At 68.9% G+C, this 24,588-nt stretch carries 22 protein-coding genes; 3 read left to right on the top strand and 19 right to left on the bottom strand.

Features of this window, described 5'->3' with window-relative positions; all coding sequences use genetic code 11:
- Genes carB through pyrR form a run of 6 tightly spaced genes read right to left on the bottom strand, consistent with a single transcriptional unit; the run spans window position 1 to window position 7,769 of the window.
- Window positions 1-3,342 carry a carbamoyl-phosphate synthase large subunit gene (gene carB, locus G6N67_RS29850; protein WP_036441427.1) on the bottom strand — a complete coding sequence of 1,114 codons (3,342 nt, stop codon included), beginning with the start codon at window positions 3,340-3,342 and terminating at the stop codon, window positions 1-3.
- Window positions 3,343-4,464: a glutamine-hydrolyzing carbamoyl-phosphate synthase small subunit gene (carA, locus tag G6N67_RS29845; protein WP_036441424.1), complete on the bottom strand. Its 1,122-nt coding sequence runs from the start codon at window positions 4,462-4,464 to the stop codon at window positions 3,343-3,345. It abuts the gene before it with no gap.
- Window positions 4,461-4,961 carry a PH-like domain-containing protein gene (locus tag G6N67_RS29840; protein WP_036441421.1) on the bottom strand — a complete coding sequence of 167 codons (501 nt, stop codon included), beginning with the start codon at window positions 4,959-4,961 and terminating at the stop codon, window positions 4,461-4,463. The genes carA and G6N67_RS29840 overlap by 4 nt, the downstream gene beginning before the upstream one ends.
- On the bottom strand, window positions 4,958-6,256 hold the full coding sequence (locus tag G6N67_RS29835) for a dihydroorotase (protein ID WP_036441418.1): 1,299 nt from the start codon (window positions 6,254-6,256) through the stop codon (window positions 4,958-4,960). The genes G6N67_RS29840 and G6N67_RS29835 overlap by 4 nt, the downstream gene beginning before the upstream one ends.
- Window positions 6,253-7,215 carry an aspartate carbamoyltransferase catalytic subunit gene (locus tag G6N67_RS29830; RefSeq protein WP_036441415.1) on the bottom strand — a complete coding sequence of 321 codons (963 nt, stop codon included), beginning with the start codon at window positions 7,213-7,215 and terminating at the stop codon, window positions 6,253-6,255. Before G6N67_RS29830 ends, G6N67_RS29835 begins: the two co-directional genes overlap by 4 nt.
- Entirely contained in the window at window positions 7,212-7,769 is a 558-nt protein-coding gene (gene pyrR, locus G6N67_RS29825; RefSeq protein ID WP_036441412.1) for a bifunctional pyr operon transcriptional regulator/uracil phosphoribosyltransferase PyrR, read from the bottom strand. Before pyrR ends, G6N67_RS29830 begins: the two co-directional genes overlap by 4 nt.
- A 97-nt stretch (window positions 7,770-7,866) precedes the next feature.
- Between pyrR and G6N67_RS29820 the strand changes: the two genes are divergently transcribed.
- Window positions 7,867-8,511: a class I SAM-dependent methyltransferase gene (locus G6N67_RS29820; RefSeq protein ID WP_036441408.1), complete on the top strand. Its 645-nt coding sequence runs from the start codon at window positions 7,867-7,869 to the stop codon at window positions 8,509-8,511.
- A gap of 14 nt (window positions 8,512-8,525) precedes the next feature.
- Window positions 8,526-9,728, top strand: coding sequence for a serine hydrolase domain-containing protein (locus tag G6N67_RS29815; RefSeq protein WP_036441405.1), 1,203 nt, complete (start codon window positions 8,526-8,528; stop codon window positions 9,726-9,728).
- 23 nt (window positions 9,729-9,751) lie between these two features.
- On the opposite strand, the gene G6N67_RS29810 is transcribed toward G6N67_RS29815, so the two are convergent.
- From G6N67_RS29810 to G6N67_RS29750, 13 genes are all read right to left on the bottom strand, one after another.
- Window positions 9,752-9,964 (bottom strand): hypothetical protein, encoded by a 213-nt coding sequence (locus G6N67_RS29810; protein ID WP_036441402.1) that lies wholly within the window; start codon window positions 9,962-9,964, stop codon window positions 9,752-9,754.
- A 54-nt stretch (window positions 9,965-10,018) separates the two neighbouring features.
- Window positions 10,019-12,628, bottom strand: a complete 2,610-nt coding sequence (locus G6N67_RS29805) for a helix-turn-helix transcriptional regulator (RefSeq protein WP_036441399.1) — start codon at window positions 12,626-12,628, stop codon at window positions 10,019-10,021.
- A gap of 64 nt (window positions 12,629-12,692) precedes the next feature.
- Complete coding sequence (locus tag G6N67_RS29800) at window positions 12,693-15,389, bottom strand: fumarate reductase/succinate dehydrogenase flavoprotein subunit (protein ID WP_036441397.1); 2,697 nt, start codon at window positions 15,387-15,389, stop codon at window positions 12,693-12,695.
- A complete protein-coding gene (locus G6N67_RS29795) occupies window positions 15,386-16,132 on the bottom strand; it encodes an ABC transporter ATP-binding protein (protein WP_036441394.1) in 747 nt (248 codons plus the stop codon). The genes G6N67_RS29800 and G6N67_RS29795 overlap by 4 nt, the downstream gene beginning before the upstream one ends.
- A complete protein-coding gene (locus G6N67_RS29790; RefSeq protein WP_036441391.1) occupies window positions 16,129-16,980 on the bottom strand; it encodes an ABC transporter permease in 852 nt (283 codons plus the stop codon). Before G6N67_RS29790 ends, G6N67_RS29795 begins: the two co-directional genes overlap by 4 nt.
- Complete coding sequence (locus G6N67_RS29785; protein WP_051579252.1) at window positions 16,977-18,395, bottom strand: ABC transporter substrate-binding protein; 1,419 nt, start codon at window positions 18,393-18,395, stop codon at window positions 16,977-16,979. The genes G6N67_RS29790 and G6N67_RS29785 overlap by 4 nt, the downstream gene beginning before the upstream one ends.
- A gap of 9 nt (window positions 18,396-18,404) precedes the next feature.
- Entirely contained in the window at window positions 18,405-18,632 is a 228-nt protein-coding gene (locus tag G6N67_RS29780) for a 4Fe-4S dicluster domain-containing protein (RefSeq protein ID WP_036441387.1), read from the bottom strand.
- On the bottom strand, window positions 18,629-19,372 hold the full coding sequence (locus G6N67_RS29775) for a GntR family transcriptional regulator (RefSeq protein WP_036441385.1): 744 nt from the start codon (window positions 19,370-19,372) through the stop codon (window positions 18,629-18,631). The genes G6N67_RS29780 and G6N67_RS29775 overlap by 4 nt, the downstream gene beginning before the upstream one ends.
- Before the next feature lie 185 nt (window positions 19,373-19,557).
- Window positions 19,558-20,346 (bottom strand): ABC transporter permease, encoded by a 789-nt coding sequence (locus G6N67_RS29770; RefSeq protein ID WP_036441382.1) that lies wholly within the window; start codon window positions 20,344-20,346, stop codon window positions 19,558-19,560.
- Window positions 20,343-21,512 (bottom strand): ABC transporter substrate-binding protein, encoded by a 1,170-nt coding sequence (locus G6N67_RS29765; protein WP_036441380.1) that lies wholly within the window; start codon window positions 21,510-21,512, stop codon window positions 20,343-20,345. The genes G6N67_RS29770 and G6N67_RS29765 overlap by 4 nt, the downstream gene beginning before the upstream one ends.
- On the bottom strand, window positions 21,512-22,234 hold the full coding sequence (locus tag G6N67_RS29760; protein ID WP_036442224.1) for an ABC transporter ATP-binding protein: 723 nt from the start codon (window positions 22,232-22,234) through the stop codon (window positions 21,512-21,514). The genes G6N67_RS29765 and G6N67_RS29760 overlap by 1 nt, the downstream gene beginning before the upstream one ends.
- The gene (locus tag G6N67_RS29755; RefSeq protein ID WP_036441377.1) at window positions 22,210-23,247 is read right to left on the bottom strand and encodes an acyl-CoA dehydrogenase family protein; all 1,038 of its coding nucleotides are present in this window, start codon (window positions 23,245-23,247) and stop codon (window positions 22,210-22,212) included. The genes G6N67_RS29760 and G6N67_RS29755 overlap by 25 nt, the downstream gene beginning before the upstream one ends.
- Window positions 23,244-23,807 (bottom strand): DUF4242 domain-containing protein, encoded by a 564-nt coding sequence (locus G6N67_RS29750; RefSeq protein WP_051579251.1) that lies wholly within the window; start codon window positions 23,805-23,807, stop codon window positions 23,244-23,246. The genes G6N67_RS29755 and G6N67_RS29750 overlap by 4 nt, the downstream gene beginning before the upstream one ends.
- Before the next feature lie 64 nt (window positions 23,808-23,871).
- Here G6N67_RS29750 and G6N67_RS29745 point away from each other — a divergent pair, with 64 nt between their 5' ends.
- Window positions 23,872-24,465, top strand: coding sequence for a TetR/AcrR family transcriptional regulator (locus G6N67_RS29745; RefSeq protein WP_051579250.1), 594 nt, complete (start codon window positions 23,872-23,874; stop codon window positions 24,463-24,465).
- Window positions 24,466-24,588: the final 123 nt, after the last annotated feature.

Below are 24,588 nucleotides of genomic sequence, written 5' to 3'. Positions count from 1 at the left end.
CTAACCTGTTTCCAGGGCGCTGTGCAGTTCCTGCAGGCTCATCACGCCGATGTCACCGCGGATGCCTGCCTCGATACCCTGCACAGCCGCCGAGGCGCCCTGCACCGTGGTGACACACGGGATGTTCATCGACACCGCGGCCGAGCGGATCTCGTAGCCGTCGACGCGTGGCCCGGAGTTGCCGTACGGCGTGTTGATCACCATGTCGACCTCGCCGGCCCTGATGACCTCGACCGCCGACGCTCGAGGATCGGTTCCACTGGCCTCTTCATAGTGCTTGCGAACCTCGCCGCACGGAATGCCGTTGCGGCGCAGCATCTCCGCGGTGCCCTCGGTGGCCAGCACCCGGAACCCGAGATCGGCGAGCCGTTTCACCGGGAAGACCAGCGAGCGCTTGTCGCGGTTGGCCACCGAGACGAACACGGTCCCCTCGGCGGGCAACGATCCGTAGGCCGCGGTCTGGCTCTTGGCGAACGCGGTGCCGAAGTCGTGGTCGATGCCCATGACCTCACCCGTCGACTTCATCTCCGGGCCGAGCAGCGAGTCGACCTGTGCACCGTCCACCCGGCGGAAGCGGTTGAACGGCAACACGGCTTCCTTCACCGCGACGGGGGCGCTGCGGGCGATCGTGCCGCCGTCGCCGGTTGCGGCCAGCACGCCCTCGGCCCGCAGCTCGGCGATGGTCGCGCCGAGCATCACGCGGGCACAGGCCTTGGCCAGCGGGACGGCCGTCGCCTTCGAGACGAACGGCACCGTGCGGCTCGCACGCGGGTTGGCCTCAAGCACGTAGAGCACATCGTCCTTGAGTGCGTATTGCACGTTGAGCAGGCCGACCACGCCGATGCCGTGGGCGATGGCCTCGGTGGCGCGGCGCACGGCTTCGATGTCGCTGCGGCCCAACGTGACCGGCGGCAGCGCACATGCCGAGTCGCCGGAGTGGATGCCGGCCTCCTCGATGTGCTCCATGATGCCGCCGAGGTACACCTCGGTGCCGTCGCACAGCGCGTCGACGTCGATCTCGATCGCGTCCTCGAGGAACCGGTCGACCAGCACCGGATGCTCGGGCGAGAGCTGGGTGGCGCGGGTGATGTAGCCCTGCAGGGTTTCTTCGTCGTACACGATCTCCATGCCGCGACCACCCAGCACGTAGGACGGCCGCACCAGCACGGGGTAGCCGATGTCCGCCGCGATCCGGCGGGCCTGGTCGAAGCTCGTGGCAGTGCCGAACCTGGGCGCTGGCAGCCCCGCGTTGGTCAGCACCTCACCGAACGCGCCGCGGTCCTCGGCCAGGTCGATGGCCTTGGGGCTGGTGCCCACGATCGGCACCCCGGCGTCTTCGAGACGCTGCGCCAAGCCGAGCGGGGTCTGCCCGCCGAGCTGAACGATGACGCCCACCACGCCGGGTCCACCTGCGCCGGACTCGGATTCGGCGTGGTACACCTCCAGGACGTCCTCGAAGGTCAGCGGTTCGAAGTACAGCCGGTCGGCGGTGTCGTAGTCGGTGGACACCGTCTCGGGGTTGCAGTTGACCATCACGGTCTCGAAGCCGGCCGCGCTCAACGTGGTCGCCGCGTGTACACAGCTGTAGTCGAATTCGATGCCCTGACCGATGCGGTTCGGCCCCGACCCGAGGATCAGCACCTTGGGTTTCTCGGCCTGCGGAGCGACCTCGGATTCGGCCGCGGGATCCAATTCGTAGCTGCTGTAGTGATACGGCGTGCGGGCCTCGAACTCGGCAGCGCACGTGTCGACAGTCTTGAACACCGGGTGGATGCCGAGCCTGGTGCGCAGTGCGCGCACGCCGGACTCACCGGCCAGTTCCGGCCGCAGCGCGGCGATCTGGCGATCCGACAAGCCGCTGTGCTTGGCGCGGCGCAGCAGGTTCTCGTCGAGCACGGGTGCGTCGCGCAGCTCGGCACGCAGCGTCACGAGCCCGGCGATCTGGTCGACGAACCACGGGTCGACGCCGGACGCGTCGGCGACCTGTTCCACGCTCGCGCCCAGCCGCAGCGCCTGCTCGATGTCGTAGAGCCTGCCGTCGGTCGGGGTCCGCAGGTTGGTCAGCAGCTGCTCGACGTCGGCGTCGGAGTCCGGCGCGGTCCAGAACCCGGCCCGGCCCGTCTCCAGCGACCGCATGACCTTGCCGAGCGCCTCGATGAAGTTGCGGCCCAGCGACATTGCCTCGCCGACCGATTTCATCGTGGTGGTCAGCGTGGTGTCGGCACCCGGGAACTTCTCGAACGCGAACCGCGGCGCCTTGACCACGACGTAGTCCAGCGTCGGCTCGAAGCAGGCCGGGGTTTCCTTGGTGATGTCGTTGAGGATCTCGTCGAGCGTGTAGCCGATGGCCAGCTTGGCGGCGATCTTGGCGATCGGGAAGCCGGTCGCCTTCGACGCCAGCGCGCTGGACCGCGAGACGCGCGGGTTCATCTCGATCACGATGAGCCTGCCGTCTTTCGGGTTGACGGCGAACTGGATGTTGCAGCCGCCGGTGTCGACGCCGACCTCGCGCAGGATCGCGATGCCCAGGTCGCGCATGATCTGGTATTCGCGGTCGGTCAGCGTCATCGCAGGCGCCACGGTCACCGAGTCACCGGTGTGCACACCCATCGGGTCGACGTTCTCGATCGAGCAGACCACCACGACGTTGTCGCGGCCGTCGCGCATGAGCTCGAGCTCGTATTCCTTCCACCCGTAGATGGATTCCTCGATCAGCACGTTGGCGCTGGGTGACGCGGCCAGCCCGTCGCCGGCCATCCGCTCGACGTCCTCCGCGGAGTACGCCATGCCCGACCCGAGGCCGCCCATGGTGAAGCTCGGCCGCACCACGACCGGCAGGCCGAGATCGGCCACGGTCTCGCGGACTTCGTCCATCGTGAAACATACGCGGCTGCGGGCGGATTCACCGCCCACCTTGGCGACGATGTCCTTGAACCGCTGCCGGTCCTCGCCGCGCTGGATGGCCTCGAAGTCGGCGCCGATGAGCTCGACGCCGTAGCGCTCGAGCACGCCGTTCTCGTGTAGGGCGACCGCGGTGTTGAGCGCGGTCTGGCCACCCAGGGTGGCCAGCAGCGCGTCGATCTTGTTGCCCCGCTCGGCCTGCTGCGCGATGACCTTCTCGACGAAGGCCGGCGTGATCGGCTCGACGTAGGTGTTGTCGGCGTACTCGGGGTCGGTCATGATCGTGGCCGGGTTGGAGTTGACCAGGCTGACCTGGATCCCCTCGGCGCGCAGCACGCGGCAGGCCTGGGTGCCCGAATAGTCGAACTCGCAGGCCTGGCCGATCACGATCGGCCCGGAGCCGATCACCAGGACATGGTTGAGGTCAGAGCGACGTGGCATTTACTTCTCTCCCGCCAGCAGGTCGACGAACTGGTCGAACAGGTAGTTGGCGTCATGTGGGCCTGCGGCGGCCTCGGGGTGGTATTGCACCGAGAAGGCACGGCCGTTGGTCAGCCGGATGCCTTCGACCACACCGTCGTTGGCGCAGGTGTGGCTGACCTCGGCCTGGCCGAACGGCGTGTCGAAGCTCTCCCCTGCTTCTCCCTCGAGGGCGAAGCCGTGGTTCTGCGCCGTGATCGCGACCCGCCCGGTGTGGTGGTCGATGACCGGGATGTTGATGCCGCGGTGACCGAAGACCATCTTGTAGGTGGACCGGCCCAGTGCACGGCCCAGGATCTGGTTGCCGAAGCAGATGCCGAACAGCGGGATTCCCGCGTTGAGGACATCGCGGGTCACCCCGACGATGTGGTCGGCGGTCGCCGGGTCGCCGGGACCGTTGGACAGGAACACCCCGTCCGGCTTGATGTCGGCGACTTGGTCGAACGTCACCGAGGACGGCAACACGTGGCTGCGGATCCCGCGGCGCGCGAAGTTGCGCGGCGTGTTGGTCTTGATGCCGAGGTCGATCGCGGCGACCGTGAAGCGGTGCGCGCCTTCGGGTTCCACGACGTACGACGTGTCGGTACTCACCTCGCCCGCGAGATCGGCACCGAGCATCGAGGGCTGGCTGCGCACGCGGGCCAGCAGTTCGTCAGGCTCGGCCAGGGCTTCTCCGCTGAACACGCCGGCCTTCATGGATCCGCGGGTGCGCAGGTGACGCACCACGGCGCGCGTGTCGATGCCCGCGATGCCGACGACGCCCTGCGCGGCCAGTTCGTCGTCGAGGGTGCCCGTTGCGCGCCAGTTGGAGGCCCGTGGCGACGGGTCACGCACCGCGTAGCCGGCCACCCAGATCTTGTCGGACCGGCTCTCGCCGTCCTCACGGTTCCAGCCCGTGTTACCGATCTGCGGCGCGGTCGCGACCACGATCTGGCCGTGATAGCTCGGGTCGGTGAGGGTCTCCTGGTAGCCGGACATGCCGGTGGAGAACACCGCTTCGCCCAGTGTCTGCCCGACGGCTCCGAACGGGGTGCCGGTGAAGACGCGACCGTCTTCGAGCACCAGAACGGCGTGGTCTTTCATGCCTTCTCCTCCAGCCAGCGGTCATACTCCGCGCGGTCGTCAGCCCGGAAACCGGTGTCGATCTCGGCGCCCGACGGCAGCCGCCACCGGATCGCGAGAATGCCGTCGTGTGTGAGTGCCTTACCCGCGATGCCACGCTCGGTGCGCACCGCGGTGATCGACTCGTCGGGAATCCAGATGGGCCCCGCTCCGCTGCGCTGCAACATGATTCCCTCTGGGTAACGGGTCATCACGGCCTTGGCCCGGAAGCCCAGGTCACCCGCGGCCACCTTGTCGTTCCAGTGCGGTACCAGCGTGCTGCCCACATAGAGGCCCTTGGTGGCCGCGACGATGGCAGGCCCCACGGTGTCGGGCAGCGGCGGCAGTGTGCCGATCAGCTCGGCCTGGCGCTGGGCTCGGTGCAGCCAGCCCCGCATCATCTGGCGGATCAGAAACGCGATCAGCAGCGCCAGCAGCGCAGCCATGATCAACGACGCGACCAGCGTAGGGGTGTTCACCGCTCACACTTCCCTTCCCGCGCCGTGATCCTGCCGCGCAACAGCGTGGCCGTCACCACGGCGGGCAGCACCATCGCCTCGAACGGGGTGTTGTCGGAGCGGCTGGCCAGCTCGGTGCCTTCGACAGTCCAGCTCGCGTCCGGGTCGACGACGGTCAGGTTGGCGGGCTCGCCGACCTCCAGCGGCCGCCCCTGGTCGGGCAGGCCGACGATGGCGGCAGGCGCCTCGCTCATGACCCTGGCGACGTCGCGCCAGCTCAACAGCCCCGGCCGCACCATGGTCTCGGCCACCACCGACAGTGCGGTCTGCAGGCCCAGCATGCCGGGGCGCGCAACCGAGAATTCGCAGCACTTCTCGTGCTCGGCGTGCGGGGCATGGTCGGTCGCCACGCAGTCGATGACACCGTCGGCCAGGGCCTGCCGCAGCGCCTCGGCGTCACTGGCCTCACGCAGCGGCGGATTGACGCGGTTGCGCCCGTCGTAGCTGGCCAGCCGGCTGTCGTCGAGCATCAGGTGGTGCGGGGTCACCTCGGCGGTGATCGAAATACCCTGCGCCTTGGCCCATTTCAGCAATTCGACGGTGCCCTTTGTGGACGCGTGGCAGATGTGGACGCGCGCGCCTGCGTCGCGGGCCAGGATCGCGTCGCGCGCGACGATCGACTCTTCGGCCGACCGGGGCCAGCCCGCCAGACCCAGCTTGGCCGCGGTGGGGCCTTCGTGCGCGACGGCCCCGACAGTCAGCCGCGGTTCCTCGGCGTGCTGGGCGATGAGCACGCCAAGGCCCGTGGCGTATTCGAGCGCGCGCCGCATGACCAGCGGATCGTGCACGCACAGGCCGTCGTCGGAGAACATCCGGACCTGACCCACGCCGGAGGCCATGAGGCCCATCTCGGTGAGCTGCTTGCCCTCCAGGCCCACCGTGACCGCGCCGACGGGGTGCACGTCGACCAGGCCGACCTGCTGACCGCGGTTCCAGACGTGGTCGGTCACCACCGCGGTGTCGGCGACGGGATCGGTGTTGGCCATCGCGAACACCGCGGTGTACCCGCCCAGTGCCGCCGCCACAGAACCGGTCTCGATGTCTTCGGCGTACTCGCGGCCCGGTTCGCGCAGGTGCGTGTGCAGATCCACGAATCCCGGCAGCAGGATCTGGCCGCGCGCGTCGATCACGTCGGCCTTGTCGGGAATGTCCAGCCCGGCACCGATTTCGGCGATCTGACCGTCGGCGACCCGGACGTCGACCGCGTCCCCCTCGCCGTACAGTCGCACCCCGCGGATGAGCACCTGTTGCGTCACGCGCTGACTCCTACTTCCTCGGACCCGGCACCAACCAGCAGGTGGAACAGCACCGCCATCCGCACGTGGACACCATTGGAAACCTGTTGCAGCACAGCCGATTGCGAGGAGTCGGCAACCGGGAAGGCGATCTCCATGCCGCGCAGCATCGGCCCCGGATGCAGCACCACCGAATTCCCGGGCAGCATGGCCTGGCGTTTCTCCGAGAGCCCGTAACGCACCGAGTACTCGCGCGCGGACGGGAAGAACCCCCCGTTCATCCGTTCTGCCTGCACCCGCAGCATGAGCACCGCGTCGGCCGCGGGCAGTTCGGCATCGAGGTCATAGGACACCGTGACCGGCCAGTCGGCCACCCCGACCGGCAGCAGTGTCGGCGGCGCGACCAGCACCACCTCCGCACCGAGCGTCGCGAGCAGTTCCACGTTGGACCGAGCCACCCGGCTGTGCAGCACATCGCCGACGATCACGACGCGCTTGCCCTCGATCGAACCGAGGCGCTGGCGGATGGTCAGCGCGTCGAGCAGGGCCTGGGTCGGATGTTCGTGCGTGCCGTCGCCCGCGTTGATGACATTGGGTCCGCCGCCGCCGTCCTCCGCGGTCCATTCGGCCAGCTGCTGTGCTGCACCCGACGCGGGATGACGGATGATCAGGGCGTCGGCGCCCGCCGCCCGCAGCGTCAGCGCGGTGTCGCGCAACGATTCCCCTTTGGCCACCGACGATCCCGACGCGCTGACGTTGATCACATCGGCGCTCATCCATTTGCCCGCCACTTCGAAGGAAACCCGGGTGCGCGTCGAGTTCTCGTAGAACATCGTGATGATGGTGCGGCCACGGAGCGTGGGCAGCTTCTTGACCTCACGACCAAGCAGGGCCTCGCGGAACCGATCCGCGTCGTCGAGGATCGCGGTCGCCTCGTCGCGCGTGAGGTCCGCCGCCGTCAGCAGATGGCGAGTCGTCATTTGGATATCACCACCCCGTCACGGTCGTCATGCTCGGTGAACAGCACATGCACGCTTTCGCTGCGTGAGGTCGGCACGTTCTTGCCCACGTAGTCGGCGCGTACCGGCAGTTCGCGATGCCCGCGGTCGACCAGGACCGCGAGCTGCACGATGCGTGGCCTGCCGATGTCGCGCAGGGCGTCGAGGGCTGAGCGCACGGAGCGCCCGGAATAGAGCACGTCGTCGACCAGGATGACGACCGCGTCGTCGATGCCGCCCGCGGGAATCGAGGTGGCCGCCAACGGTCGCGGCGGTTTGAAGTTCAGGTCGTCGCGATACAGCGTGATGTCCAACGCACCGTGCGGAAGGGTGACGCCCGCAAATTCGTTGATCTTGTCCGCCAACCTGGTGGCCAACGTCACACCGCGGGTGGGGATGCCGAGGAGGACGACGCGGGGCCGCTCGGCCGGATCATCCAGCGCGGTCTTCTCGATGATCTGATGCGCGATCCGGGAAATGGTGCGGCCGACGTCCGCCGCGGACAGCAATTCCCGGTCGGTACCTGAAGAGTTCATCGCTAAACTCTGACCTCCTTCTCCGCCTCTCGGGACGGATCGTTAAAGGACGTCGAACTGCCGGGCAGCTTAACAGAGCCGAAGTACGCTGGCGAAAATGACAGGCTCCAGCAATTCACCCTTCGACTTCGACGCGCTGTACCGCGGCGAGAGCCCGGCCGAGGGCGTCCCCGCGGTCACCACCCCGCCCTGGGATACCAAGGCCCCGAAAGAGAATGTCGTCGCGTGGGCCGAAGCCGGCCTGGTACACGGTGACGTACTCGACATCGGCTGCGGGCTCGGCGACAACGCCGTGTACCTGGCCCAGCAGGGATTCTCCGTCACCGGGCTCGACATCTCCCCGACCGCACTGATCACCGCCGAGCGCCGCGCGGCCGACGCGAACGTGAACATCCGCTTCGCGGTCGCCGACGCCACGCGGCTCGACGGCTACGACGCGGCGTTCGACACCGTGATCGACAGCGGCATGTATCACTGCCTGGACGACGATGCGAAGCGCAGCTACGCCGCGGCCGTACACCGCGCGACCCGGCCGGGCGCGACGCTCTTGCTCGGCGCGTTCTCCGATGCCAACCTCGCGGCCGACCCGGAGTGGGCCGCGCCGTCGGTGTCGGAGGAGACGCTGCGCACGACGCTCGACGACGCGGGTTGGGACATCACGTCGCTCACCACCGAAGTCGCCACACTTCCCCACAACGCGTCGCAGGCAACCTTCTGGCTGCTGCAGGCCCAGCGGCGCTGACTACGCTGGCGCGGGTGAACCTCGACGGGAATCAAGCCTCCATCCGGGAGGCGATCGACGCCGGGTTGCTCGCCGGTGCGGTCACGCTGGTGTGGCAGGCCGGCAAGGTCCTGCAGGTCAACGAGCTGGGCCACCGCGACGTCGACGCCAAGCTGCCCATGCAGCGCGACACGATCTTCCGGATCGCGTCCATGTCCAAGCCCGTGACGATCGCCGCCGCGATGGCGCTGCGCGAAGAGGGCAAGCTCGCGCTGGACGAGCCGGTGACGAAATGGCTTCCCGAGCTGGCCGACATGCGGGTGCTGCGCGAGCCCACCGGACCGCTCGACCGCACAGAGCCGGCGCGACGGCCCATCACGTTCGACGACCTCATGACGCACCGCAGCGGGCTGGCCTACGTGTTCTCGGTCGTGGGTCCGCTCAGCCGCGAGTACGGCCGGTTGCCGATGCGTCAGGATCAGGACCGCTGGCTCGCCGCGCTCGCCGAACTGCCGCTGGCCCATCAGCCCGGCGCACGGCTCACCTACAGCCATGGCACCGACGTGCTGGGCATCGCGCTGTCCCGGATCGAGGGCAAGCCGTTGTCGCAGGTGCTGACCGAACGCATCTTCGCGCCGCTGGGCATGTCCGACACGGGCTTCTCGGTCACCCCGGCGGGACGGCGCCGCGCCGCCACGATGTATCAGCTCGACGCCGACAACATGCTGCGCCACGACGTGATGGGTCCGCCGCCGATCGTCGACCCGCCGTTCTGCACCGGCGGGGCCGGGTTGTTCTCGACGGCCGACGACTACCTCGCGTTCGCCCGCATGTTGTTGGCGGGCGGGACCGTCGACGGAGTGCGGGTGTTGTCGCAGGAATCGGTCACGCTGATGCGCACCGACCGGCTGACCGCCGAGCAGAAGCAGTACCCGTTCCTGGGGGCGCCGTTCTGGGTGGGACGCGGCTTCGGCCTCAACCTGTCCGTCGTCACCGACCCGGCCAAGTCCCGGCAGCTGTTCGGGCCTGGCGGCCTCGGCACGTTCAGTTGGCCTGGCGCATACGGCACCTGGTGGCAGGCCGACCCGTCGGCGGAGCTGATCCTGCTCTACCTCATCCAGAACCATCCGGAGATGTCGGTCGATGCGGCGGCCGTGTCCGGCAACACGTCGTTGGCCAGGCTGCAGGTCGCACAACCACGATTCGTCCGCCGCACCTACCAGGCGCTGGAGATCTGACCGGCGATCCGTCACCCGCGGCCTCAACGCGAGCCGCCACAGTCCGAGTCTTGCAGCGCCGCAGCGAGTTTCTGCTCGGCGATGCGATAGAAGTTGTCCAACGCCGATGCATCGATGCTCAGGTATTCGCACACCACGTCGGCCGCGACGCCCGCAGCGCGCAGCCGTAACGCCAGTGAGTACGGCAACGGCAGCACCCGCAGTGCGGTCTCGTGAGCATCAAGATCTCGCTGCATGTCACCAGCATGGGGCCGCCAGAAGTGCGTGCTGTAGGTATGCCGGTACTCGAATCAGTCGTGCCGGTGCGGCAACAGGCGCACCAGTTCGGCCCTGCTACCTGCGCCCGTCTTTGCCATGGCGCGATAGATGTGGCCTTCCACGGTCCGCACCGACAGGCACAGCCGATCAGCCACCGCTTTGCTCGACAGCCCGGCGCCGAGCAGTGTGACGATCTCCCGTTCCCGGTCGGTCAGCGGGAGTCTTTCGACAGCGGCCCGCAGTGCCGGGGTCGCCGCCTCACCACAGCGGTGAGCCAACGATTCGGCACGGGCGGCCAACCCGAGTGCCGACCCGCGCAGATCCTTGCGGCGATAGGCGATCGCGGCGTGCGCGGCTGCGTCGACGGCCGCGACGAGATCGCCCATGGCCTCGAACTGCGTTGACACCGCGGCGAGTTGGTCGCCGTCCCCTGCCGCGAGCGCCGCGCAGAACGCTGCGGCCGCCGCCACGCGTGGACCGTCGACCACCGTGCGCAGGCCCGCCAGCCTGGCCGCACCCGAGTGGTTGCCGAATTGGGTTGCGGTCTGCAGGCAGAGCACTTCCGCCGCGTATTGCCCATTGGCACGTGCGTTTTCGGCCGCCGACAATGCCGCCGCAACCGCCTGCGACACCGCGCCCTGGGTGGCTGCGACCCAGGCCCGGGCCAAGGCGAATTCGTAGTCGAGGTAACGCCAGCTGGGATGGCGGCACTGTTCGAGGTCCACCAGGCTGTCATCGGTCGCGACGCCACGGATCGCCAGGGCCATAGTGCGGGGCAGCGCGAACCGATACCCGAATCCGTTGGTCTCGCCCGTTTCCCGCAACCCCTCGACCACCGGGTCGAGCAGTTCGACCGCGGCGTCGAGGTGCCCGGCGCCCAACGCTGCCCGTCCGGCCAGCGCCGCCGAGAACGCCTGTGCGGCACCGGGCAATTCGGCCGCGCGGCGGCTCAATGCGTCGGCTTCTTGACGTGCCTCGGCGATGAGCCCAGCCACCAGCAGTGCGCCCAGATGGGCGTCGGCGATCACGAACCGCATGTGCGCCGCGTCGAAGGCCCGGTCGGCGATGCGGTAACCGGCCCGGGCGCCGGCCACGGCCGCCGCCGTCCTGCCCGCGTCGCCGGACGCCACCGCCACCGCCCAGCCCGTGACCGCACCGACGATCGCGGGCAACGCATCCAGATCGAGGGCGTCAGATGCGGCGGTGGAGCTGCCGGGCCTGCCGGCGGCAGCCCAGTGCACGGCATAGTAGGAATCGATGCAGCCACGCGCCGAGGCCGGCACGCCCTCGGCCGCGACATCGACGAGCGCTTTCGCGCCGTCCGGATCCCGCAGTGACCAGAGCCGGTTCGAGGCGCGCAGGAACGCGAGCCGGGCGCGGCCGTCATCGGTGAGTTCGGCGCTGCGCACGGCGTCGAGGACGGCGTCGGACTCCTCGCCGCGGCTCAGCCAGGACAAGGCGTGCGCCCGGATGAAACTCGCCTCCGCGCCGCCGCCTGCGCGGATGGCGGCCGCCGCGAGGCGGTCCACCAGCGGAAGGTCGGACAGCGCCACCGCGCCCTGCGCGGCACGGATCAGCAGTTGCGGGTCAGGGGCGAGATCGGAGTCGAGGGACAGCGTCGCCCGCCGGACCACGACCCGCAGATCATCGCGATCGTCGCAGACGGCCAGCGCATTCGCGATCAGCCCGCGCAGCCGTCGTAACCGCGTCGCGGGCACCCGATTTCGCCGCACCTCGGCGTACAGCGGATGCGCGACGCGCACGTCCACCCCACCGTCGGTCGAGTCGAGCGTGATCAGCCCCCGGACTTCGGCCTCCTCGACCGCCGCGGTGTCGGCGATGGTGGCAAGCGTCCGCAGGTGGATCGGCTCCCCGACCGCCAGGATGTCGACCACCTCACTGACGGCGTCGGGCAATGCCCCGATCCGAGCCTCGATCAGCTCGGCCAGCCCGGGTGGCACCGTCGGGTTACCGGTCCATCGCCAGTATCCGTGCTGGCACGCCAGCCGGCCGCGCCCGACCTCCTGCTCGACGATGTTGCGCAGATAGAGCACATTGCCGCGGGTGAGCTGCCACAGCCTGCGCGCGGAGTCGGGGTCGAGCGGACCACCGAGGGCGGCGGCGAGCAGCCGGGTGGATTCGTCCCGCGACAACGGCTGCAGGTCGAGCCGCTCGAACTGGCCGCCGTTGTAGACCTCGAGCACGGCGGTGGGCAGCGGTGCCCCGTCGCGTGTGGTCAGCACCAGCTTGGCGGCCTGCCGCTGCACTATCTGGCTGAGCACGAAGCTCGACAGGTCGTCGAGCAGATGGGCGTCGTCGACCCCGACCACGACCCGTCGTCCGTCCGACGCGGTCAGCGCGTCGATCACGCGGCCCACCAGGGCGAGGCTGTCGGCATCCTCGGCCCCGGCCCAGCTCGCGAAGGCGCCCAGCGGCAGCGTGCGCGCCGCGGATGTACCCACCGCCCAACGGGTCTCGTAACCGCCCTCGGCCATCGTGGCGAGCGCCTCGCGGGCGATGCGGCTCTTGCCGACACCCGCGGCGCCACCGATCACGACCCCGGACAGATCGTCAGAATTCAGCGCGGCGTCGATGAGCCGCGTCTCCTCCAGCCGGCCCGTCAACGGCCAGGCGAGTCGCACGCATCGAGACTAAGCCCAGCCAACTCATTAGGAAGGGTAACGACAAATCTTCGCCTGGCTGGAATCAGCCCGCGCGGGACAGCGCCTGACGCGCGTAGGCCCGGACGTCGGCGTCGCCGTCGTCGAGGGCGCCGGCGAGTGCCTCACGCGCCGCGGTCTCCGTGTCGGCCCATCGGCTCAGGCTCAACACCGCGGCCTTGCGCACGTCGAGATGCTGATCGGCCAGGGCCTGCGACAGCGTCGGCACCGCGATCGCGGGCTGGGCACCCGCCAGTGCCCGCGCCGCGCCCTGCCGGATCTGCCAGGCCGATTCGCCCAGCGCCCGCTGGATGCTCGGCACATCGGCGTCGTCGCAGCCGACCGCACCCAGCGAGGCCAGGGCGGCGGCCCGCACCAACGGGTCCGGATCTACCAGCAGCACCCGCACCGCGTCGGCGCCGGATTGCAGCGTGGCCAGTCCATTGGCCGCGGCAATCCGCACCTCGCGGTTCTCGTCGCGCGTCGCGGCGGCCACGCCCTCCGTGTCGTCGACGGACACGAGCGCGCGGACCGCCTCGATGCGCACCCGGTGATCGGCGTCGGTCAGCGCCGCCCGGTAGGCGCTCGCGTCACCGGCCCGCCGCGCACTGAGCAGATAGACCGTGGCAGCCCGCACCACGGGGTCCGGTGAATCCAGTCCGGACGCGAATGCCCCCGGATCCGGCAGCACCTCCACGAGTTCGCGCACCGCGTCGGCAGTTTCGAGCCGCACCCGTACGTCGTCGTCGCCGAGCGCGTGCTGCAGCGCCACCTGATAGCCGTCGGGAAGGTGCTCGACGAGCGTCGCGACCGCAGTGCGCCGCACGCCGGGATCAGGGTCGGCCAGGTACCCGTCGAGCTGCGCCAGCGTCGGCTCCTCCAGCGCCAGCACCGCGGCGATCCGCGGGGACGGCGGCTGACCGGACGGCTCGGCGCGGACCCGGGAGCGCTCGGCGGCGGGCGCGCGGCCGCCGTGCAGGTGCGGCTGGGCCACCGCGATCGCGTCGCCTTCGGACGGCAGGTGTTCGAGGTCCGGGACCGGCACGAAGTACGGTTCGACGGGGCGCTTGAGAAACTCCATCGTGCCGTCGGCGGCCTTGCGGAGGTTCAAGTGATAGCGCCACTTCTCGTCGTCGCGCTCTGGCAGGTCGGCGCGGTCGTGATAGAGCCCCCACCGTGATTCTGTGCGCGTCAGCGATGACCGGGCCGCCATCTCGGCACAGTCCCGGATGAACGACACCTCCGCGGCCCGCATCAACTCGTGCGGAGTCCTGGCACCGATGCCCTGCACCTCGGCGATCATCCGGTCGAATGTCTGCACCGCGATCGACAGCTTGGTCGCGGTTTTGGGCGGCGCCACGTAGTCGTTGACGAAGCGGCGCAACTTGAACTCCACCTGTGGCTGCGGCGGGCCGTCCGGCTGGCGCAGTGGCCGGTAGATCAGCTCGTGCGCCTGCTGCACCTGGTCGGCCGGAAGGTCCACCGGCGCAGGCAGATCCGCGAGCGTCGAGGCCGCGTGCTCGCCGGCGAGATCGCCGTAGACGAACGCCCCGATCATGTAGTTGTGCGGCACACATGCCAGGTCACCGGCCGCATACAGGCCCGCGACCGTGGTGCGGGCGTGCTCGTCGACCCACACCCCCGACGCCGAATGCCCCGAGCACAGCCCGATCTCGGAGATGTGCATCTCGATGTCGTGGCTGCGGTAGTCGTGGCCCCGATTGGCGTGGAAGGTGCCGCGCGTGGGCCGCTCGGTGGTGTGCAGGATGTTCTCGAGCGCGGTCAGGGTCTCGTCCGGCAGGTGACTGACCTTGAGATAGATGGGGCCGCGCGCCGATTCGATCTCCTGTTTGACCTCGGCCATCATCTGACCGGACCAGTAGTCGGAGTCGACGAACCGCTCCCCCAGCGCATTGACCTGATACCCGCCGAACGGATTGGCCACGTAGGCACACGCCGGCCCGTTGTAGTCCTTGATCAACGGATTGACCTGGAAACACTCGATCCCCGAGAGTTCGGCGCCGGCGTGATAGGCCATGGCATACCCGTCGCCCGCGTTGGTCGGGTTCTCGTAGGTGCCGTACAGGTAGCCCGACGCGGGCAGGCCCAACCGCCCACACGCACCGGTCGCCAGGATCACGGCCTTGGCGCCGACGGTGACGAATTCTCCCGTGCGCGTGTTGAACGCGGCCGCACCCACGGCCCGCCCCGTGTCGTCGGTGAGCACCCGCACCGGCATGAACCGGTTCTCGATGCGGATCTTCTCCCGCATCGAGCGCTGGCGCAGCACGCGGTAGAGCGCCTTCTTGACGTCCTTGCCCTCTGGCATCGGCAGCACATAAGACCCGGACCGGTGGACCCGCCGCACCGCGTACTCGCCGTGCTCGTCCTTCTCGAACTTCACGCCGTAGCGCTCCAGGCGCTGCACCATCGCGAAGCCCCGCGTCGCGGTCTGATAGATGGTGCGTTGATTGACGATTCCGTCGTTGGCCCGGGTGATCTCGGCGACGTAGTCCTCGGGTTCGGCCTTGCCGGGGATGACGGCGTTGTTGACCCCGTCCATGCCCATCGCAAGCGCCCCCGAGTGCCGGACGTGCGCCTTCTCCAGCAGCAGCACCTGCGCCCCGTGCTCAGCGGCCGTCAACGCGGCCATGGTGCCCGCGGTTCCGCCGCCGATCACCAGGACGTCGCAGTCCAGCCGGACCGCGTCGGAGACGTCGGGGATCTCAAAGGCTTCGGTCATGATTGCTCCAGTGCGGCAATGATTTCGGCGCGCAGCGCCGAACGTTGGACATCGGTGCGCGGCGCGGGCACGTCGACGACAGCGCGCAGCGGCCGGCCGGCCCGGCCCAGCACGGCGACGCGGTCGCCGAGTATCAACGCCTCGTCGACGTCGTGGGTGACGAACACGACCGTGGTGGGATGCGCGCGCCAGGTGTCGATCAGCAGCCGCTGCATGGCCGCGCGCGTCTGAGTGTCCAACGCCGCGAACGGCTCGTCCATCATGACCGCGCGGGGTGCGCCGGCCAGCCCGCGCGCCAGCTGGACCCGTTGCCGCATACCGCCGGACAGACTCTTGGGGAGATAATCGCCGAATCCGGTCAGCCCGACCTCGCTGATCCAGCGTTCGGCGCGGTCGCGGCGCGTCGATTTGGGTTCCCCCCGCAGCTGCAATGCCAGCTCGATGTTGGAACGCACTGTGCGCCAAGGCAACAGCGCACTGTCCTGGAACACCATGCCGCGGTCCCGCGAGGTCGTGGTGACCACGGCCCCGTCGGCGAGCACCCGGCCCGCGTCGGGCCGCAACAGCCCGGTCAGCGCTCGCAGCAAGGTCGACTTGCCGCACCCGGACGGCCCGGTCAGCACCAGGATCTCGCCGGGCTCCACCACCAGGCTCAGGTCGGCGATCACCGGGGAGCCCGTGTAGGACAACGTGATTGCGTCGAGTTCCAGCCGCATGCCGGCGCCGGCCAGTGTCGTGGTCATCGTCCGGCCTCCTCGGCTCGGGGCAGCCACCGGGTGGCGCGGCGCCCGATCAGTTCGACGGCCGCCGCGGTGCCGAACCCGAGCACGCCGATGGTGATGATGCCGACGAACACGTCGGGATAGTTCAGCACCGTGTAGGCCTGCCACGTGCGGTATCCCACCCCGAGCCGGCCCGAGATCATCTCGGCCGAGATGACGCAGATCCAGGCCACGCCCATGCCCACCGACAGTCCGCCGAACAGTCCGGGCAGGATGCCGGGCAGCACGACGCGGCGCAGGACGTCGAACCTGCCGCCGCCCAGCGTGCGCACCGAGTCCTCCCAGATGGTCGGCAGGGCGCGCACGGCGTGGCGCACGCTGACCATGATCGGGAAGTAGGCCGCCAGGAACGTGATGAACACGATTCCGGCCTCGTCGGTCGGGAACAACAGGATCGCGACCGGCACCATCGCGATGGCCGGGATGGGCCGGGCCAGTTCGGTCAGCGGCCCGAACACGTCGGCGAACACCGTGGAGCGGCCCAGCAGGATGCCGGTCACCACGCCGATCACGGCAGCCAGCCCGAATCCGGTGAGAATCCGGATCAGTGACTGGCCCAGGTCGAGCCAGTACTCCTGCGTGCCGAGCCGGTTGGCCAGTGCCGCGGCGATCTCGGTGACGGTGGGCAGCGTGTCGAAGCGAAGCCCGAGCCGGATGTTGTTGGCGGTCAGCAGTTGCCACAGCCCGACGGCGGCGAGGACCGAGGCCAGCCGCACAAGTCGATGCGGCCACGGTGAGGACTCCCGCCTCGTGACAGCGGTCGCGGGTGCCTCGACGACGGCGGCGGGCGCGGCGTCAGTGGTGGTCACACCGCACCTGCCAGGGCCTGCTGGTAGTCGACGACCACGCTGCCCGGATGCGCCGTCGTGTAGCGCTGGGCCCCGGCCACCGTGCCGAAGGGCAGATGGTTCGCGCCGTCTCGAACCCACACCGACTTGTCGGCGAACCATCTGGTGCCCAGTTCGGCGTCGGGAACGTAGGCGGCCCGCACCGTGGCACCGCGCGCTTCGGCTTCCCGGATGGCCTTGAGCAGGCAGGTCGGGTTGGCCGCCGCGGACGTGGTGTCCGATCCCTGCAGCCACAGTTCGCTCGCAGTGGCCGGGTTGTCGACCGCGGTCTTGCAGACCGGATCCCGACCGCTCAGTGCCGACGGATTGGTGGCCGTGTTCAGCGCCTTGTCGTAGTCCTGGCCGCGGGCCGCGAAAGCTTCTCGCAACGGGCCGTCCTGCACGAAGCCCGCGATGTCGAGGTCGGCGAAGTTGTCGATCGACTTGAGATATGGCACATCGCCTTTGAGCGCGTTCACCAGTGCCGGTTTGAGCGTCGGGTCGAACGAGGTGCCACCGGGCCCGTTGTAGAGGTAGACCACCTCCTGCGGCAGCCCGCTGCCCTCGGCCACGATCCGCGCGGCCTCCAGCGGCTTGGTGTTGAGGAAGTCGGTGGCGTCGAGCTGGGCCTGCAGGAACGCGTCGAGCACCTCCGGGTGATCCGCCGCGTAGGCGCGGCGCACCACGACACCGTGCAGGGTCGGATAGTTCAGCTCGGCACCGTCGTAGAGCAGTTTGGCCTTGCCCTGCTGAACCAACAGCCCCGGCCATGCCACGAACTGCGAAAGTGCCTGCACCTGACCGGATTCCAGGGATGACGCGCCGACCTGCGGCTGCTGGTTGAGCACCTCGACGCCGGTCTTGGGATCGACGCCCGCCTTGCCGAGCGCCTGGACCAGCATGCCGTGACCGGCCGAGCCGACGCTGGCCGAGACCTTCTGGCCCGCCAGGTCGGTCAGCGTCCGCGCCGGTGAGTTCGGCGCCACCACAACCATGTTCAACCCGCCCTTGGGGTTGTATCCGGTGACCGAGACGATCTCGGTCTTGGCCCGTTCGTTCGCCTGGGTCTTGGAGCCGTTGATCAGCATCGGGTAGTCACCCATCGACCCGATGTCGATCTTCTCGGCGACCATCTGCGCGGTGATGGGCGCGCCGGTGTCGTAGTCCTGCCACGTCACGTTGTATTTGGTGCCCGTGTTCTTGGTGATGTCGGCCAGTCGATGTTCGAGGTAACCCTGTGCGCGCAGCAGGGTTCCGGCCGTCACGGTGTTGATGGTCTTGGACTGATAGCCGATGACGACATCGACGGTATCGGCGGATTGCGTGGCCGAGTCCAGCGAACATCCGGCCGTTGCGAGGGTAATGCCTGCGGTGAGTGCGATCAGGGCTGTTTTCACGTCGGTCCTCTAACGGATCAGATACGGCATGTTGACGGTGACGGCTCCGGTGGGGCAACGGGCCGCGCACGGCCCGCAGTACCAGCACTCGTCGACGTGCATGTAGGCCTTGCCGTTGTCCGGGTTGATGGCCAGCGAATCCATCGGGCACACGTCGACGCACAGCGTGCAGCCCTCGATGCACAGGGACTCGTCGATCGTCACCGGAACGTCGGCGCGCTGGTTGACCAGGGTCATGGAGTGCCCCTAACGAGGTTGCCGCGCATGGTGATCCGGTCACCGCGCATTCTGATGTACTCAAGGTCGACGGGCCTGCCGTCGTCGAGGCTCGTGAGGCGTTCGGCCATCAGCAGGGCCGAACCGTCGGGCACCTGCAGGGTCGCCGCCGAGTGTGGGTCGGCCGAGACCGCCTCGAGCGCGAACGTGGCGCCGCCGAGCCGCTGCCCGCTGACCTGCTCGATGAGCGCGAAGACGTCGTTGGTTTCCAGATCGTGGCCGATGACCTGCTCGCCGATGTCGGGAACCAGATACGTCAGGTCCAACGACAGCGGCAGATCACCGAGGTACCGCAGGCGCTCGACATACACCACTTGGGTGCCCGGATCCAGCGCCAGCTTGCGGGCGACGGCAGGCGGCGCGGCGAGCTTGAGCACCGCGCGGACCTCGTTGCGAACCTCGCCGTAGTCCTTGAAGGTCTCTTTCAGCCCCACCAGGGCATCGAGGCCATGATCGAATTTGCGGGCCGCCACATGGGTTCCGACCTTGGTACCGCGGTCGATGAGCCCCTCGTTCTTGAGCACCGAGAGCGCTTCTCTGACGGTGTTGCGGGACACGAAGAACTCGGCGGCCAGTTCGGCCTCGCTCGGCAGGCCACCGTCGTAGGTACCGTCGTGAATCTGGTGGCGCAGGACGTCGGCGACCTGGCGGGCCTGATCGGCGCGCGGACGTCGGATGGGTGTCGGCTCGGGCTGCGACATTCCGTCAACGTAAAGCCCACGTCAGCGCCCTGCACCTGCGCGAAACCGGGGTGTGCGCACGGCGACTGATTGCGCCGCCCCTCGCAGGCGTCGACCTGGTCAAACCGGGGTCGTGTGACGTCATTGCGCCACCTCGGCCGCACGAGGAATTTACAATCGCGGTGAGCCGAATACCGCGCAGCTCGCTACGTGCGGACGGCCAGCACCCGCCGCGCCACCAGGTCCAGCAGGTACCCGAGACTCCCGATCACCACGATGACCGCGACAACTTGGTCGTAGGCCAGCTGATCGCGGGCGTTGAGCACCTGGTAGCCGAGTCCCGAGCGAACCCCGAGCATCTCGGCGGGCACCAGGACCACCCAGCCGATGCCGAGCGCGATGCGCAGCCCGGTCAGCACATGTCCGCGCACTGCGGGCAGCACGACGGCCTTCAGCAGTTCGATGCGGGTGGCGTGAAACGAGCGCGCCACGTCGAGATAACCGGGCTCGATGGCATGTACGCCTGCGGCCGTGTTGATCACGACGGGCCACACCGCGGCCGCGGCGATCAGGAAGATCACCGGTTCGTTGCCGATGCCGAACACCGCGACCGCGATCGGCGCCCAGGACAGCGGCGAGATCATCCGCAGGAACTGCACGACGGGCGCGGTGGCGCGTTCCGCGGTGGCACTCAGGCCGATCGACAATCCGACCGGAATCCCGACGACGGCCGCGACAAGCAGCCCGATGAGCAGACGCCACAGGCTGATCCCGGTGTCCGACAACAGCACTCCGCGGCCGAGCAGGTCGGCCAGAGCTGGCAGCACACGTTGCGGCGCCGCCTGCCGCAGCAGCGATTGCGGTGCGCTGATCACCGTGGTGATCACCCACCACACCACGACCGCGGCGATGACGGCGCTCAGCGGTGGCAGTGCCCGCGCCCAGCCGCCGGGGCGGCGATCGAGCGCGGGAGATGCTGCCGGGGCCGTGGTCATAGCGGTTCCACCTGTTCGGTTCGGGCGAGGTCGGCAGGAAGCCCGAAGGCTTGCGGGCCGCCCTGCGCGGCAAGGGATCTGCGCACGAATGCGTCGTCGACGAGTTCGGCGTGCACGCGGCCGGCCTCGATGCGGTCGAGAAACCGCCGGTTTCCGTCGACGACGGTGTCGCCCATGGCCTCGACGAGCGTGCGGGTGAAGCTCGGGAACGGGAAAGGCTGATAGCCGAGCCGCTGCGGCTGCCAATCGGGGTGCGTCAGCCGGCCGGGCGGGTTCGGATACGTCAGTGCAAGCTGTACCGCGGGCACCGGTTGGGGCAGATAGCGTCCGCCTGCCAGATCCGCTGCCGCGGCGGCCCGGTTGCCGTCGATCCACCGCTGCGCGGTGACGACACCGTCGGTGAGGGCCTGCACGGCCTGCGGCCGCCGTGCGATCACGTCGTCACGCGTGACCAGCACGCAGCACGCGTGATCGCGCCATACATCGCCGAGGAACGTGTGGATCCGGCCGATCTTCTTGATCTGCGCCATGGCGTTGAACGGATCGGCGACCACGTAGCCGCCGATGGACCGATCAGCCAAAGCGGGCACCATGTCCGAAGGGCTCATGACGATCAGCTCCACCGTGCGCTGCGCGCGAGACGCGCTGCGCCGCACCACGGGTCGTAACCCGTGGGCCCGTAGCAGTTGCTGCAGCACGATGTTGTGGATCGACCACCAGAACGGGATGGCCACCTGTGAGCCGGCCAGGTCTGACAGCTCACCGATGTGCGGCGCCACGGTGAGCGACGATCCGTTGGTGTGGTTCCAGCCCAGTACCCGCACGCCACCGCCGAGGGTGTAGCGCAACTGAACCGCCATCGGCATGAGCAGGTGGACGACGTCGACGTGACCCGTGATGAACGCCTCGGCCAATGCCGCCCAGCTGCGGAACAGCACGGGCTTTTCAGAGCTCACGGCGCCTGGCGCGTAGAGGCCTGAGTGATGCGCCACGAGCAGCGGGGCCGCGTCCGTGATCGGCAGATACCCCACCCTCAGGCCACCCGTGTTCCCGGCGGGCTGCCGCAGCGCGGCCTGCGCGAGGTCCGCCAGCCCGAGGACGCCACCGGCAGCCGCCAGACCCGCGGCGCCGCCCAATAGCCTGCGCCGCGACAGCACCGTCCCCATCAGGTCGCCTCGGTGGGAATCCGGTAGTGGTCGAGCACATCTTGGCGCAAGCTGTCCGCGTCTGCGCGACCGTCATCCGGTTGCCACTGCCGCCGGATGAGTCCGTCCTCGCCCAGCAGCAGCACGCGATGTGCGAGCAGCAGCGCCTCGTCGACGTCATGGGTGACCAGCACGACCGTGATGTCGAGTTCGGCGGCCAGGCCGGCCAGCCAGCGCTGCAGGTCGGTGCGGGTGGCCGGATCGAGCGCACTGAACGGCTCGTCGAGGAGCAGCAGCCGGGGCCGGGTCGCGATGGCCCGCAGGATCGCCACCCGTTGCGCCTGGCCGCCGGAGAGTTGATCGGGGTACCGGTCGGCGAGCCGGTCGAGTCCGAACCGGGCCATCAGCTCACGGGCGTAGTCCTGGTCGAAGCTGTCCCGGTGTGCCGCGAAGCGTTGGGCATAGCCGACATTGGCCGCGACGGTCAGCCACGGCATCAGCAGCGGCTCCTGGAACACCACGCCGGTCTGAGGTCGGGCACCGCCGCCGATCCAGCTGACGGTCCCGGAGTCGAGCGTCTCCAGACCGGCCAGGATCCGCAGCAGCGTGGACTTGCCGCTTCCGCTGCGACCCAGGATCGCGAGGAACTCCCCGGCGCTGATGCTCAGGTCTACGCCGGCCAATACCGTTGCATCGCCAAAGCGCTTGACACCGGCAGTTATTCGTACCGTGTCAGTTCCCACCGCAGCTGTCCTTCCGACGGGGCCTGGATCGGCAGGAACGACGCCTCGCGCAACCGCCGGTTGACCGCGCTGCCCACCACGTATCCGGCACCGCCTGCCATGGTCGATTCCAGCCGGGTGGCCTCGACCGCCAGGGTGGCGGTGTCGAGCCGCAGCCGGATCAGTTCCCCGACAACGAAGTCGGTGGGGTCGGCGGCCGCGCGGTAGAGGGTTCGCCGTAATCGACCGGCCCGATCTGACAGATCCGCGAAGTGGCCCTCGAACTGTGTGTTGAGGCCACCGCGCGCGTCGGCCGCGCCGGCGAGCGCCGCACGGGCGATGCCCGCGCAGAACGCCGTTTGCAGGAGCAGGAATGTCGGCCGGATCCGCGCCACGAACGTCGCGAGGTCGGTGTGCAGGACGCGTCGCGCACGGACGCCGTCCAGTCGCAGCGACGTCGACGCGGTGGCCCCCAATGCCATGAGTTCCGGCGGCGGGTTGATCGTGACGCCTGCCGCGTCCGCGTCGATCGCCGCGACCACGGTGTCACCGGCGGCGGTTCGCGCAGGCACCACGATGAGCGCATCGTCGAAGACGTTGGACGCCCAGTGGATGGGCCCGGTCAGCACCAGTCCGTCAGGTTGCGGGTCGGCGACGACCGGCAGTCGGGCGAGGCCGGCAAGGTGCTTGAGCGCCGCCGCCATCGCGGTGACACCGATGCGTTCGCCGCGGATCAAGGCGCTGACGTCCTCGTCGGCACTCGGCTCGGCGTGGTGCAGGAAGTGCAGAACCATCCGGTGCGCCCACGCCGAAAAACCCACTGCGAGACTGTGTGTCGAGATCTCGTCGATCACGTACACCATGTCGGTGAGGTCTGCTCCGAAGCCTGGCTCGAAGAGGCCGGCCCGCCCCAGCGCGGCAAGGTCGGGACGCACATCGGTGCGCCCGGCGTCGAGCGCCGCGGCCCGGTCGGCGACCGATCGGCCGACCTCGTCGAGCGCCGCCCGAATATCGGCGGCAACCACTGCCGTCATGGCTGAAAACTCTCCAAACCGTGCAACCTGTCGATGGGAGTGCTGACGGCTTGCCTGGCCCGTCGCACAGCGGCCTCGTCCGCCGCATCGTACAGACACAGGCACTTGTCCATGTCCTCGCGCACATAGGTACGCAGGAAGCTGACCTCCGGGACATCTGCGTATTTGGGCGCATTGGCCTTCTTGCGGGCGAGGTAGGACGCCATGTCCAGATCGGCGGGCAGATCCCACTCGACCAGATATCCCGCCGACGGCCGCACGGCCTTGACGTCGGCGAGGTCCGCGCCGACGAGCCGCACCGCATCGGGTCCGGTGATCTCGGCACCGGCGAGTTCGGCGGGTTCGAGGCGCGCGGGATTGCCCGTCGCGAATTCCGCGACCGCGAACACTCGTCGGCCGCCGCGCGTCACCTGGGCTTCGACCAACTCGCCACCGGCCCGGTGGATCGCTGCGTCGAGGAGTTTGAGGAGCTGGTCGACGGGTGTGGGTTCGACTGCACCCAATGCGATCTCGTACAGGTAGAGGGTCGATTCAGGCGTGGGATCTGTTGAGTTCGGCACGTCCGTGACACTGGCACAGACAGACAGGTCTGTCTATCGATGTGCCGTCGGCTACGCTGCGCCCATGAGTCCCACCGCACATCCACGGGCCCAGGCCGCGACCCGCCAGGGCGGCGCACCGGGCCCGTCCGAGCGACTCCTCCGCACCGCGTCCAAACTCTTTGCCGCCCAAGGCATCCGCTCGGTGGGCATCGATCACATCCTGCGTGAGGCCGGTGTGGCGAAAGCCAGCATGTACAGCAGCTACGGCTCCAAGGAGGCGTTGGTACTCGCCTACCTGAACGATTTGGATCACCGTGATCGCAACCGCTGGTCCGACGCCGTGGCCGGGTTGGACGATGCGGCCGCGAAAGTGCTGGCCTTCTTCGACCTCGCGATCGAAGCGGCCCGCGCCAGGGACTTCCGTGGCTGCCTGTACGCCAACGCGGCCACCGAATTCCCCGGCGTGGTGCTCGAACCGGTACGTGCACACCGCGATTGGCTGCACACCACCATTGCCGAGCTGTTGGCGGCCGCCGGGTTGAGCGATCCCTCGGGTGTGGCCGACGAGATTCAACTGCTGTACGACGGAGCGCTGGTGAGCAGCAAGCTGCAGCGATCGGTCACACCGATCGAACTGGCGCGCCGGCTGGCCCGGCAGCGTATCGACGGATCGTGACGGTCAGCCCGCGACCACATGGTGAACGCCGTGCGGCGCCGGAATCCGTTGGACCGGGGTTAGTCCCGGTTTCCCGGCGTGGCCAACCAGGTGTGGCGAACAGGCCGGGCCCAGCACGTGTGA

Origin of the sequence: Mycolicibacterium mageritense, assembly GCF_010727475.1 — a bacterium.
Taxonomy (GTDB): Bacteria; Actinomycetota; Actinomycetes; order Mycobacteriales; family Mycobacteriaceae; genus Mycobacterium; species Mycobacterium mageritense.
The sequence above is the reverse complement of the archived record's forward strand: the minus strand, read 5'-3'. Positions and strand labels throughout refer to the sequence as shown.